The organism is Thermopetrobacter sp. TC1 (assembly GCF_000746275.1).
Lineage (GTDB): Bacteria > Pseudomonadota > Alphaproteobacteria > Rhizobiales > Aestuariivirgaceae > Thermopetrobacter.
Genome location: NZ_KN050828.1, coordinates 1 through 12,919, shown reverse-complemented (window position 1 = coordinate 12,919; position 12,919 = coordinate 1). Strand labels below are relative to the sequence as shown.

At 62.9% G+C, this 12,919-nt stretch carries 8 protein-coding genes; 7 read left to right on the top strand and 1 reads right to left on the bottom strand.

The window, feature by feature from the left end:
- Nucleotides 1–482 precede the first annotated feature (482 nt).
- The 3 genes from hisS to hisG are packed head-to-tail and all read left to right on the top strand — an operon-like array spanning nt 483 to nt 4,011.
- Entirely contained in the window at nt 483–2,039 is a 1,557-nt protein-coding gene (gene hisS, locus EK16_RS03880) for a histidine--tRNA ligase (RefSeq protein ID WP_051928904.1), read from the top strand.
- Nucleotides 2,036–3,262 carry an ATP phosphoribosyltransferase regulatory subunit gene (locus EK16_RS03875; protein ID WP_051928903.1) on the top strand — a complete coding sequence of 409 codons (1,227 nt, stop codon included), beginning with the start codon at nt 2,036–2,038 and terminating at the stop codon, nt 3,260–3,262. Before hisS ends, EK16_RS03875 begins: the two co-directional genes overlap by 4 nt.
- The gene (gene hisG, locus EK16_RS03870) at nt 3,259–4,011 is read left to right on the top strand and encodes an ATP phosphoribosyltransferase (protein ID WP_051928902.1); all 753 of its coding nucleotides are present in this window, start codon (nt 3,259–3,261) and stop codon (nt 4,009–4,011) included. Before EK16_RS03875 ends, hisG begins: the two co-directional genes overlap by 4 nt.
- A 524-nt stretch (nt 4,012–4,535) precedes the next feature.
- Here hisG and EK16_RS03865 read toward each other — a convergent pair.
- Nucleotides 4,536–5,750 (bottom strand): acyl-CoA dehydrogenase, encoded by a 1,215-nt coding sequence (locus EK16_RS03865; protein WP_038034887.1) that lies wholly within the window; start codon nt 5,748–5,750, stop codon nt 4,536–4,538.
- A gap of 437 nt (nt 5,751–6,187) precedes the next feature.
- Between EK16_RS03865 and EK16_RS03860 the strand changes: the two genes are divergently transcribed.
- The 4 genes from EK16_RS03860 (at nt 6,188) to EK16_RS11390 (ending at nt 12,426) form a co-directional block, all read left to right on the top strand.
- Complete coding sequence (locus tag EK16_RS03860; protein ID WP_038034886.1) at nt 6,188–6,571, top strand: lysozyme inhibitor LprI family protein; 384 nt, start codon at nt 6,188–6,190, stop codon at nt 6,569–6,571.
- A gap of 799 nt (nt 6,572–7,370) precedes the next feature.
- Nucleotides 7,371–8,297, top strand: a complete 927-nt coding sequence (locus tag EK16_RS03855; protein WP_038034885.1) for a flagellin N-terminal helical domain-containing protein — start codon at nt 7,371–7,373, stop codon at nt 8,295–8,297.
- A gap of 275 nt (nt 8,298–8,572) precedes the next feature.
- Nucleotides 8,573–11,275: a pyruvate, phosphate dikinase gene (gene ppdK, locus EK16_RS03850; protein WP_038034884.1), complete on the top strand. Its 2,703-nt coding sequence runs from the start codon at nt 8,573–8,575 to the stop codon at nt 11,273–11,275.
- Between the two features lie 131 nt (nt 11,276–11,406).
- Nucleotides 11,407–12,426 carry a cell wall hydrolase gene (locus tag EK16_RS11390; protein WP_051928901.1) on the top strand — a complete coding sequence of 340 codons (1,020 nt, stop codon included), beginning with the start codon at nt 11,407–11,409 and terminating at the stop codon, nt 12,424–12,426.
- Nucleotides 12,427–12,919 lie beyond the last annotated feature (493 nt).

The window sequence follows — 12,919 nt, the reverse complement described above, 5'->3', positions numbered from 1 at the left end:
CCGAAACGTTCCGGAAGGATGTACAACATCCTTCCGGCGGTAAGCTTCCCAGCTCAAAAGAACCGTTCCTGACTGCCATCACAGCAAGCGTAAACCGCCCCTGGATGCCCGGGACACGCCCGGGCATGACGTTTTCCTCTGGGTTTTCAATGAATTAAACAAACACTTGTCGTCAGAAGCTAGATTGGTCCCAGTGCAGCGGGCGGCAGGCAGAAAGAGCGCATGATCCCAACCTCCCCCTATCAGGGGGAGGATTGAGACTATGCACTTACCGCCGGAAGGATATTTTATATCCCTACCCAACGTTTTGGCGGGGTATGTTACCCCGCCACCTGTGTCTTGGGCGGGGTCGAAAACCCCGCTGAGCGGTAATTTCCCTCAGCCCTTGCCCGCCGCGGCGGCATTGGCTAGAAGCCGGGTGAGCCTGCATCGCGCCGGAAAAACCGGCGGCGTTTTTGCTGTTTTTTCGGGATTTTCCGTCCATGGCCAAGCAGAAGAAAAAATCCCAGCGCCCGAAGGCGCGCCTGCCCAAGGGCTTTCGCGACATCTCCGCCGTGGAGATGGCCGCCACCCGCCGCATGATGGACACCATCCGCGCTGTCTATGAATCTTACGGCTTCGAGGCGCTGGAAACGCCCTTCATCGAATATGCCGAATGTCTGGGCAAGTTCCTGCCTGACGAGGACAGGCCCAACGAAGGCGTCTTTTCCTTCCGCGACGAGGATGAACAGTGGCTCTCCCTGCGTTATGACCTCACCGCGCCACTGGCGCGGCATGTCGCGGAACACTATGATCGCCTGCCCAAGCCCTTTCGCTCTTGGCGCGCCGGTTGGGTCTTCCGCAACGAAAAGCCGGGCCCCGGACGCTTCCGCCAGTTCATGCAGTTCGATGCCGACACCGTGGGCACCGCCAGCGTTCTCGCTGATGCCGAAGTGTGCATGATGGCCGCGGACACCTTCGAGCGGCTCGGCATCCCCCGCGGCGACTATCTGCTCAAGATCAACAACCGCAAGATCCTCGACGGCGTGCTGGAAACCATCGGCCAGGCTGATGAGGAACGCCGCCTCACCATCTTGCGCGCCATTGACAAGCTCGACCGCCTCGGGCCCGATGCGGTGCGCGCCCTGCTTGGCGAGGGCCGGCTTGACGAATCCGGCGACTTCACCCGCGGCGCCGGCCTCAATCCCGATCAGATCGCAAAGGTGATGGCCTTTGTGGAAGCCGGGCTGGAAGGCGGCGGCCGCGCAGATGTGATCAGGCGGCTTGAGCCGCTTGTGGGCACCTCCGCCACGGGCGCGGAAGGCATAGCCGAGCTTGAGGAAATCGCCGCCTTCCTCGATGCGGTGGGCTATGAAGAGGACCGCATCACCTTCGATCCCGCCGTGGTGCGCGGCCTTGGCTATTACACCGGCCCCGTCTTTGAGGCGGAGCTCACCTTCCCCGTCACCGACGAGGAGGGCCGCACCGTGCGCTTCGGCTCCGTGGGCGGCGGCGGCCGTTATGACGATCTCGTCGCCCGCTTTAGGGGCGAACGCGTGCCGGCCACGGGCTTTTCCGTCGGTGTGTCGCGCCTGCTTTCGGCCCTGCAGCATCTGGGCCGCACATCCCGCGAGGGCGAAGAGCGGCCCGTGGTCATCCTCGTGCTCGACCGCGAGCGCATGGCCGATTACTGGCGCATGAGCGAGGAGCTGCGCAATGCCGGCATCCGCGCCGAGGTCTATATGGGCACATCGGGCCTGAAAGCGCAGATGAAGTATGCCGACCGCCGCGGCGCGCCCCTGGCGATCATCGAGGGCGAGGACGAGCGCGCCCGCGGCGAGGTGCAGATCAAGGATCTCATCGAGGGCCGCCGCAAGGCACAGGCCATCGCCTCGCGCCAGGAGTGGATCGAACAGCGCCCGGCCCAGGTCTCCGTGCCCCGGGCGCAACTGGTTGAGGCCGTGCGCGAGATACTTGCTGCGCAAGCGGCGGATCAGAACGCGGATCCGGCTGCTGGCCAGGCTGCAAAGGCGGCCGCAAACGGACAGGGCGAGGCATGAACCCGGCCTTTGAGGATCCATCGGCGCCTTCCGCCGCCCTCATCCTCTCCCGAAAGGATGCGGAGGCGCTGAAAGAGCAGAACGAGCGTCTGCTCTATCTCTTTCGCGCCCGCGGGTATGTGCCGGTTCAGCCGCCCATCATGCAGCCGGCCGATGTCTTTCTCGAACGCTCCGGCGAGCAGATCCGCGCCCGCACCTTCCTGTTCACCGATCCGGACGGGCGGGAGGAGCTGTGCCTGCGCCCGGATCTCACCGTGCCCATCTGCCGCCTGCATCTGCAACAGGCGGAGGATCCCGCCGCGGAAGCGCGCTATGCCTGCCTGGGCCCGGTCTTTCGCTATCATGCCCGCAAGGATCCCCGCTTTCCCGATGAATACCATCAGGCGGGCGTGGAATGGCTGGGCCATGCGCAGGATGCGCGCGCTGCCGCCGATGCCGAGGTTGTGCGCCTGTGCGTGGTGGCCCTGCGCCGCGCCGGGCTGAAGCGCTTCCGCCTCACCTTGGGCGACATCGGCCTTGTGCGCGCGCTGCTTGCTGACATGCCCATCCCTTCGCGCTGGCGCGAGAAGCTGCTGATGCGTTTCAACCGGCAACAGGCCTTCCGCCAGACCCTGATGACCATGGCCGGACGCATACCACATGAGACAGGCGCGCTTGCCGGGATTCTGAAGGAGATCGCCCGCCTTGCCCCGGCCGACATCGAGGCGGCGGCAGCGCTGGTGCAGGCACATCTGAATAAGCTGGGAACGGAGGTGCTCGCCGGGCGCAGCGTGGAGGACATTGCCCGCCGCCTGCTGGAGAAGGCCGAGGACATGCGCCTGCCGCCCCTGGCCGATGCGCATGTTGCCCGCATCGAGGCACTCCTTGCGGTTCAGGGCGAACCACAGCGGGCCTTAAGCGCCCTTGCGGCCTTGAGCGAAAAGGGCGATGGACACTTTGCCGAAGCGGTGGCCCGCCTTGCCGATGTCATCGGCCGGCTCGAGGATGTCTTCGCCGCCGGGGAATGCCATTTCTCGGCGGGCTTCGGCCGCACGCTCGAATACTACACCGGCATGGTCTTCTCCATCGAGGCCGAGATCGGCGGCGAATGGCTCACCGTTGCCGGCGGCGGCCGCTATGACGACATGCTCTCAAGCCTGGGCGGCCCGGATGTGCCGGCCTGCGGCTTCGGCATTCATACCGAGCGCCTGTTCTTGGCCACACACAACGGAGCGACAGCATGAGCGCCGCAGCAGCCGACACCGCCACACGGGAAAAGCCGGATGCGCCGCTCGTCATCGGCCTGCCCTCCAAGGGCCGGCTCATGGAGAAGGCGACCGCGTTGTTCGAGGCCGGCGGCCATCCCATACGCCGCATCGGCAGCGATCGCGGCTATCGCGGCATGATCGAGGGGCTGGACGATGTGGAAGTGGCCTTCCTCTCCGCCTCCGAGATCGCCCGTCATTTGAAAAGCGGCAAGATCGACGCCGGCATCACCGGCGAGGATCTGTTGCAGGAAACCATTCCGGACTGGCAGGCGCGTGTGAAAGTGCTGGTGCCGCTCGGTTTTGGTCATGCCGATGTCGTTGTGGCCGTGCCGGAAAGCTGGCTGGACTGCGCCACCATGGACGATCTGGAGGAAATCGCCGAGGCGCATTTCCGCCGCCATGGCCGCCGCCTGCGCGTGGCCACCAAGTATCTGCGCCTGACCCGCCAGTTCTTCGCCGAGAAGGGCATTGCCGGCTATCGCACCGTGCTCTCATCCGGCGCCACGGAAGGCGCCCCCGCCGCCGGCACCGCCGAGATCATCGTGGATATCACCTCAACGGGCTCCACGTTGCGCGCCAATCACCTCAAGGTGCTGGATGACGGCGTTATCTTGAGCTCACAGGCCGTCTTCGCCGCCCGCCGCGAAAGACTGACCGATCCGCGCCTGCAAACGCTCACCACCGCCCTGAAAAAGGGCCTCTCCATCAAAACCACCAATGCCTGAAAGGTCACCCCGGCGCAGGAGATGTCCAAATAAAGTGCTCTGTGCGTTGCGAATGATTTCACCGCAAGTGGTATGAGTGCTCACATGCTCCATAGATGCTTTTGTCAAGTCGAGCTTCGACCCTTGCCCAAACTTGAAGGGTTGCTATTTTTGTATTCATAATCAACTAGTTAGACCATGAGCTCAGTTGCCTTTCACAGTCCTTTCACACATGAAGCACCACTTTTCCCCCTCCCCCTGGTAGGGGGAGGGCGGGGAGGGGGTCGGGCAATTTAACTCTACGTTTGCGGCCCGACCCCCTCCCGGCGCTTCGCGCCGACCTCCCCCTATCAGGGGGAGGATGGGAACATTCATCCTTCAGGCCAGCCCTTTTTAGACGATCTACCGCCGGAAGGATATTTCATATCCTTGCCCAATATTTCGGCGGGGGTTTCAAACCCGCCTAAAGAAAGGGCCTCTCCATCAATACCCCCAGCGCCTGAAAGGCCACTCCGGCGCGAAGGTGCCGGGGCCGCTCTTTCACATCAGCAGCGGAAAGCCTGCAGGCCGGTGATGCCGCGGCCGAGGATCAGGGCGTGCATGTCCTCGGTGCCTTCGTAGGTGTTCACCGTTTCCAGATTGATCATGTGCCGCATCACCGGAAACTCGTCCATGATGCCCATGGCCCCCATCATGTCGCGGGCATTGCGCGCGATGTGCAAGGCCTTGCGGCAGTTGTTGCGTTTCATCAGGGAGATCGCCTGTGGCGCCACGCGCCCCTCTTCCAGCCCGCGCCCCAGCATCAGGCAGCCCGAAAGCCCCAGCGCAATTTCCGTTTCCATGTCCGCCAGCTTCTTCTGGATCAGCTGATTGGCCGCCAGCGGCCGCCCGAACTGCCGCCGCTCCAGAACGTAATCCCGCACCGTGTGAAAACAGGCTTCCGCCGCGCCCATCGCCCCCCAGGCGATGCCGTAGCGTGCCTTGTTCAGGCAGGAAAAGGCGGCCTTCAGCCCCCGCGCTTTCGGCAGCAGCGCGCTTTCAGGCACCTCCACGTCATCAAGCACGATCTCGCCGGTGATCGAGGCGCGCAAGGAGAGCTTGCCCTCCATCACCGGCGTGGAAAGCCCTTCAAGCCCCCGTTCCAGTAGAAAACCGCGGATCTCCTCTTCGCCGCTGTCCTCATCCTTCAGCCTGGCCCAAACGATGAGCACATCCGCGATCGGCGCGTTGGTGATCCACATCTTGGCGCCGTTGAGAACATAGCCGCCCGCGCTTTTGATCGCCCGCGTCTTCATGCCGGCGGGATCGGATCCGGCATCCGGCTCCGTCAGCCCGAAACAGCCCACGGCCTCGCCCGTGGCCAGCCGCGGCAGCCATGTCTGTTTCTGTTCCTCGCTGCCGAAGGCCTCGATGGGATACATCACCAGCGAATTCTGAACGCTCATGGCCGAGCGATAGCCGGAATCGATCCGCTCGATCTCCCGCGCGGCAAGGCCATAGGCGACATAGCCAAGCCCGGCGCCGCCATAGGCCGGATCGGTCATGATGCCAAGCAGGCCCATCTCGCCCATCTCGGTCATGATGGCGCGGTCGAAACGCTCCTCCCGGAAGGCCTCGCGGATGCGCGGCGCCAGCTTCTCAGCGGCGAAGGCGGCCACAGAATCGCGGATCATGCGCTCTTCATCGCTCAAAGCGGCATCCAGCGCCAGCGGATCGCGCCAGTCAAAAGCGGCGGGCGAAAGCGGCTCGGCAGAACTCATGACGCACTCCCTGTGTTTGGTGAGCGATAACGGGGAAAAAGCCCCCCATCCTCGAAAGCAGGAGCTTGGCAGCGAGACAACGACGAGACAAGAGATCGGCCATTAAGACTTTCGTTCGCCCTGAAGCCGGTGTGCAGGGCCGGATTCGCATTCCGCGTCGTGCAGGCCCATCATCGGAAAATGCTCGTGAAAATATCAGTTTGGTTCATAATTAAAGTCCCTGTACACATTACACGACAACCGCATCGTCATACCGTAGATCAGCCGGTATCTAAGGCCACAAACGCATGAGTTTGCGGCACGAGACCCCGGCTGATCTACGGGGTGACGAGAAATATGGCAATGTTGTGTCATGTAATGTGGTTCTTGTTGCTGTAAGCTGTAATAGGTGAAAAACATTCAGGACCAAGGCATGCATCACATCAAAGAGGCTTTTCATGCGCAAAACATTCATGGCCGCATCATGGAAGCTGGCTTTCGGGCTGCTTGTCATGGCGCCTTTGTTGCAAGCAGCGCAGGCGCAGGAAATTCATTGCGACAAGGCCGAAACGCCGGATATCAAGACCGTTTGCCACGATCCATACTTGCGCAAGCTTGAGGCGATCAGGGCCGCGCTGCATGCGGATCTTGCCGGGTATCTGAAACAGCGCCGGAAGGAGAAGCCCGGCTGGGCCGAACACTGGGAAACCCGCCTTTTTGAAAGCGAACGGGGATTTGCCCGCTCCCGGTCGGAATGCGGTGCCGATCCCGCCTGCATTGCCACGTTATATGAAAACCACAATCGCAATCTCATGCGCCTGTGGCGCGACATCCTCCGTTGACCCCAGGCACGCGCCCCTGTTGGCAAAAGGGGTCAAATGGATGAAAGGGGCGTTATCGAATCTACATGGGGTTTTCGCGATACTGTCCTGCCTTGGGTTCATCTTCCATCGGATCATGAGACAGCCTTCGTGTTGCAGGGCACCATTGCCTAGGGCGTGGACTTATAAAAGACGGCGATGACAGCGGCATTTTCGCAAAATATCGCTGATCTTATCGTCCGCAGGAAATAGCCAAAGCTATTTTCAAGGGCGAAAAGATCAGCGAGATGAAGCGAAAATGTCGACTTTCAGGGGCTGGCGCGTCGGATTTTATGAGGACACGCCCTGGGCCTGATCGATGATCCGCTTCTCCTGAATGGCAGGGATTTCAGCCACGTTCGCGGGCATACGGCATTTTACGACTTTCACCTTTTTATTATCGGGCACACATGTGGAGCTTTACCCCCCCCCCCCCGTTTTTCACCAGCCCTCCATGAGTTGGGCGGTAGAAGACGGCGGCGTCGTGTTTTTCCAGATTGCTGGAAAGTATCGTGCATGCGTCGGTTTTTTATCGCGTCGTTAACCATTTGTTAGAGGCTGGCGTGAAAGGATGCCATCAACCTCACGAAAGATGACGGATTGGACGCCGCCACCTGACTGATCGAGCACGACGGCCTCTGGCCGGTTCCTTCCGCGAGATTTTCGGCGTCCAAAGGCATGAAGGCCGCTCCCGTCATGTCGGTGCGAGTCCGACATGTTTTTTCCCCCCTGAACAAGAAAGATGTCAGTCGTTCACCAGGCTTTTTGAGGGGCTTGAAACATGTCTAGCATCCGGACCAATGCCGCCGCCATGACGGCGCTGCAATCCCTGACCCAGACCAACAAGGCGCTGGAAAAAACCCAGAACCACATCTCCACCGGCTACCGCGTGGGCACGGCGGCGGATAACGCGGCCTACTGGTCCATCGCCACCACCATGCGCTCGGACAACAAGGCCCTTTCCGCCGTCAAGGATGCGCTGGGCCTCGGCGCCGCCACCGTGGATGTGGCCTACACCGCTTTGGAAAAATCCATCGAGGTGGTGGGCGAGATCAAGGCCAAGCTGGTCGCCGCCCGCGAGCCCGGTGTGGATCGCTCCGCCATTCAGGCCGAGATCGACGAGCTGCAGAACCAGCTCAAGAGCATCGCCGAATCCGCCACGTTCTCCGAGGAGAACTGGCTGAGCGTCGATTCCTCGGCCTCCGGCTATAATGGCACCAAGACGGTGGTCGCCTCCTTCACCCGCACCAGCACCGGCGTGAAGATCCAGACCATCAGCATCAACATCGACAACATCAAGCTCTATGACGCATCGGGTACGGCAGATGGTATTCTCGATGATGAGGATACCACCTCCAACGGCGGCGTGACCTATTCCGTGGCCACGCTGGACATTTCCTCGCTGACCGACAGCTCCGCCGATCTGCAGGATCTGGAGCAGATCATCGGCTGGGTGGATTCCAAGCTGGACAGCATGACCACCGCCGCCAGCAACCTCGGCGCCGCCAAGCAGCGCATCGACCTGCAGAAGGATTTCGTCAGCTCGCTGATGGACTCGATCACGCGCGGCGTCAGTCAGCTCGTGGATGCGGACATGAATGCCGAATCCACCCGCCTGCAGGCGCTGCAGGTGCAGCAGCAGCTCGGCGTGCAGGCGCTCAGCATCGCCAACTCCACGAGCCAGACCATCCTCTCGCTCTTCCGGTAAGGCGTGGAGCGGCCTTGCCGTACGGGGGAGATCGTTCTCCGAACCGCTCCTTACTCCGTCCTTACTCCGTCAACTTGCCGCGGCCGTTCGTGCCGCGGTCTTTTTTTTGCCTTCTCACGGGGCGGAAAGCGGGCCGGAGCGCTTTTCATCGCCGTCTTCCCGGCGTATCTCCCGTGTCATGGGCGTGATGACATGCAATGCATTGCCGGCTTTTCTTGCCGCGCGCGGCGGGCCATAAGTCTTGCTGAGGTGAAGGAAGAAACAGGCCGTTAGAGATGAACGGTGGCGAAAGAAAATATGTCTACCGCTTCGGCGCCGGCGCGGCGGAGGGGCATGCCGGCATGGCCGATTTGCTCGGTGGCAAGGGCGCCAATCTCGCCGAGATGAGCCGCCTCAACCTGCCGGTGCCGCCGGGATTTACCATCACCACCGAGGCCTGCGTGCATTTCCTCACCCATGATCGCAGCCTTCCGCAAGGCTTGAAATCGCAAGTGCAGGCCGCGCTTGCCGCCATGGAAGAGGCCTTGGGCCTGAAATTCGGCGATCCCGCCCGCCCGCTTCTGCTTTCGGTGCGTTCCGGCGCCCGTGTGTCCATGCCCGGGATGATGGACACGATCCTCAACCTCGGCCTCAACGACGAGACCGTGCAGGGCCTGGCCGCCTTCTCAGGGGATGAACGTTTCGCCTGGGATACCTATCGGCGCTTCATGCAGATGTATGCCGATGTCGTGCTCGGCATCGATCATCATCTCTTCGAGGATGTGCTCGAGGATTATCGTGAGGCGCATGGCCTCGTTGAGGAAGCGGAGATGACCGCCCGGGACTGGCGGGAAATCGTGCGCCGATACAAGGCGCTCATTGAAGACGAACTGGACAGTCCCTTCCCCCAGGATGTGACCACGCAGCTGTGGGAAGCCATCGCCGCAGTCTTTGCCTCCTGGAACACCCCGCGCGCCCGCACCTTCCGCCAGCTGCACGCCATCCCGGAAGACTGGGGCACGGCCGTGAATGTTCAGGCCATGGTCTTTGGCAACTTGGGCGCGGATTCGGCCACGGGTGTTGCCTTCACCCGCGATCCCGCCACCGGCGAGAAGGGGCCCTATGGCGAATACCTGCCCAACGCGCAAGGAGAAGATGTCGTCGCCGGCCTGCGCACGCCCCGCCCGCTCACCGCCGCCGCCCGCCGCGCCATGGGCCTGGATGTGCCCTCCCTGCAGGAAGCCATGCCGCAGGCCTTTGCCGAGCTTGAACGCATTCTTGAACGGCTGGAGCGGCATTTTCGTGACATGCAGGATGTCGAGTTCACCATCGAGCGCGGCAAGGTCTGGCTTTTGCAGACCCGCACCGGCAAGCGCAGCGCCCGCGCCGCCCTGAAGATCGCCGTGGACATGGTGGCGGAAGGCCTCATTGACAGGCGCGAGGCCGTTTTGCGCATCCGACCGCAGGATGTGGAGCAGCTCTTGCGACCGGCCATCGCCCCGCAAGGCGCGCGCCTCGTGATCGGGCGCGGTCTGCCGGCCTCGCCGGGGGCGGCTGCGGGCCGCATCGTCTTTAATGCCGATGAGGCCGAACGCATAGCGGCCCAGGGTGAGCCGGTCATCCTGGTTCGCCCGGAAACCGCACCGCAGGACATTCACGGCATGCACGCCGCCGCTGGCATTCTCACCACCCGCGGCGGCATGACCTCACACGCCGCCGTCGTCGCCCGCGGCATGGGCAAGCCCTGCGTCGTTGGCGCCGGCGGGCTCATTCTCGATGGCGCCGCCGGCATCCTCAAGGCCGATGATGTGATCCTGCATGCCGGAGACTGGATCACCATCGACGGCGAGTCCGGCGAGATCCTGAAAGGGCAGGCGGCGATGATCCAGCCCGATCCGGGCGCGGATTTCACTACCGTGATGGCCTGGGCCGATAGCTTTCGCACGCTGCGGATCCTGGCCGAGGCGGACACGGCCGAAACCGCTGCCACCGCCCGCACCCTGGGCGCGGAAGGAATCGGCCTGTGCCGCCTTGAGCGGATGGTTGCCGCCCCTGCCGCAGCGGCCGCCTTGCGCCGGCTGCTGCTTGCCGAAGAGGAAGAGGAGCGCGCTCGTGCGGCTCAAACCCTGCAGGCCGAACTGCAGCAGACCTTGAAAGACATTCTCACCGCCATGCCAGAACGGCCCGTCTCCGTCCGCCTTCTGGACCGGCTGCCCACATCCGTCCTGTCCGCAACCGAGGCGGAGATAGGGGAAACGACCGCAAGCCTTGGCATGAGCGAGACGGTCGTGCGTCATCTTCTGCGGTCCTGGGAAAAGGGCGCCGGCCTTTTGGGCGTGCGCGGCGTGCGGCTGGCACATCTCCGCCCCGATCTTCTGGATGTGCAGGCCCGCGCCCTTTTCGCCGCCGCGCAGCAGGCCGCAAAAGAAAGCGGCACCACGCCCAGGCTGGAAATTCAGATCCCCTTCCTGCTGTCCGCGGCAGAGCTCTCCTGGGCCGCCACGCGCCTGCAGGCCGTGGCCGAAAAGAACGTGCAGGAAAACGGCGAGCAGATCCCCTGTCGCATCGCGGCGGTGATCGCGCTGCCCGCCGCCGCCTTCATCGCCGGGGCGCTCGCCCGCCATGCCGATTCCCTCATCATCGACCTTGATGCGCTGACACAGACGGCGCTGGGCCTTGAGCGCATGCATGCCGCCCGCTTCCTGCCGCGCTATGTGCAGGAAGGCCTCCTACCCACCGATCCCTTCACGGATCTCGATGAAGAGCGCCTCGTTCCGCTATTGCGTCTGGCCGTTCAGAATGCGCGCGCGGCAAGAGAGGATGTCCCCATCGGCGTGTGCGGCGATCTCGCCGGCAAGGCCGAGGCCCTGCCTGTCTTTCAGGCGCTCGGCATCACCCATCTCACCTGCCCGCCGGCCCGCATCCCCCTCATGCGTCTCGCCGCCGCCCACGCCGCCCTGGACCCGAAGGCGCATCTCACCCCTTGGAAACATGGTTAACCCGTGATAAACGGATGCGGGGGCATACTGGCCGCAGGCATGGCCGGAACGGCGATTCTGTCTCGGGCCCATACCGGGCGCTGATGCATGAAGGATCACGGTTTCGGCACATTCTCGAAGTAGGGCGGGGTATGCATCATTCGCACGACGATCTCGGGCTGGACCTGTCGCTGACGGAGTCTGTCACGGAGGAACGCGCCTGGCGTCCGTCCGAGATTCTCACATTTTCCCTGGCCGGTCTGCTGCTCGGCGCGGCGGTTGCCTTTTCCGGGCATTATTTCGCCACCCATGCCAACGCCCGCGCCGTGGACGATGGTCAGTGGCTGCGGCTGGCCACGCCCGCGCCCCTGCCCATGGTTGCGCCGCCGCGCATGTCCGCGCCGCTGAAATCCGACATGGCCGAGACCGTCAGGGAAGCGGCCCTTCTCAGCGCCGCGGAGGCGGACAACGGGCCTGATGCGGAAAAAGCCGGTCAGCAGCGCGTCGCCCGCGCCGGCAAGGGCGACCGACAGGATATCGCCACCATCCGGCTCATCAGCGTGGGGGACGTGGCCATGGCCGCGGCCGGCGTGCTGGGCTTTGGCGCGGGCTCAACTGGCGAGACCTTCCGCGATGCCGCCGGCCTTGCCCGCAAGGATGATGCCGCCCGCGCCGTGCGGCGCCTTCTGGTGAACACGCCGCCCATCGCAAAGCTGGAGGAGGCCTGGCGTCTGGGCCGCGAAACCCGCCGCCGCATCCTCGCCCAGCGCCGCTTCCGTCAGCGTGAACTCGCCTGTCTCGCCCGCGCCATTTATTTCGAGGCCCGCTCCGAGGGCATACGCGGGCAGATGGCCGTGGCCAAGGTCATTCTCAACCGGGTGAAGGATCCCCGCTTCCCCAACACCATCTGCGGTGTCGTCTATCAGGGGGCGGAAAAGCGCAATGCCTGTCAGTTCTCCTTCGCCTGTGACGGCCGGCCGGACGTGCCCCGTCAGCGCAAGGCCTGGGCCCAGGCCCGGCGCATCGCCGCCAAGGCCATGAAGGGCCGTATCTCCATGCCCGCCCTTGCCGGTGTCACCTATTATCACGCCGATTACGTGCGCCCGAAATGGAGCTACTCCATGCGCCGCGTCGTGCGCATCGGACGCCACATCTTCTACCGCGACGGCTGAGTCCTTGCCTGTCCCGGGCTTGAACCCAAGCGTGTCCAAGAAAATTCAGGAAGCGTGCTGGAGTCGTCAGATCGACCAAGGAAAAAAGACTTTCCAAAAGTTGCATACTACACGACACTTATACCGTCATACCGGCGAAAGCCGGTATCTCAGGCCATTGACTCATGCATTTGTGGCTCGAGACCCCGGCTGATCTACGGGGTGACGAGAAAGATGGCGACGTTGTATCGTGTAGTATACATAAGTTGGGTGTTGATTGTTTAACTAATTGATAAATCAAGAGAAAACGTCATTGCCGGGCCAAGCCTGTCCCGGGCTTGAACCGGGATCCCGGCAATCCAGGGCCAGGGGTGAGGCGTTTTTGGTGGGCGATGGTGCTCACCAACAGGCTTGATCTGAGCCGTATAGACATAAAATGCCGGAACGGGATTATATCCCGTTCCGGAACATTTTGGCGGGGTATATTACCCCGCCACTCATGCTATAGGCGGGG

Excerpts from the sequence above, each read along its gene's own strand:
- EK16_RS03860 (WP_038034886.1), top strand. The coding sequence starts at position 6,188 with ATGCGCAAAACATTCATGGCCGCATCATGGAAGCTGGCTTTCGGGCTG.
- ppdK (WP_038034884.1), top strand. The coding sequence starts at position 8,573 with ATGAACGGTGGCGAAAGAAAATATGTCTACCGCTTCGGCGCCGGCGCG.
- EK16_RS03865 (WP_038034887.1), bottom strand. The coding sequence starts at position 5,750 with ATGAGTTCTGCCGAGCCGCTTTCGCCCGCCGCTTTTGACTGGCGCGAT.
- EK16_RS03855 (WP_038034885.1), top strand. The coding sequence starts at position 7,371 with ATGTCTAGCATCCGGACCAATGCCGCCGCCATGACGGCGCTGCAATCC.
- hisG (WP_051928902.1), top strand. The coding sequence starts at position 3,259 with ATGAGCGCCGCAGCAGCCGACACCGCCACACGGGAAAAGCCGGATGCG.
- hisS (WP_051928904.1), top strand. The coding sequence starts at position 483 with ATGGCCAAGCAGAAGAAAAAATCCCAGCGCCCGAAGGCGCGCCTGCCC.
- EK16_RS11390 (WP_051928901.1), top strand. The coding sequence starts at position 11,407 with ATGCATCATTCGCACGACGATCTCGGGCTGGACCTGTCGCTGACGGAG.
- EK16_RS03875 (WP_051928903.1), top strand. The coding sequence starts at position 2,036 with ATGAACCCGGCCTTTGAGGATCCATCGGCGCCTTCCGCCGCCCTCATC.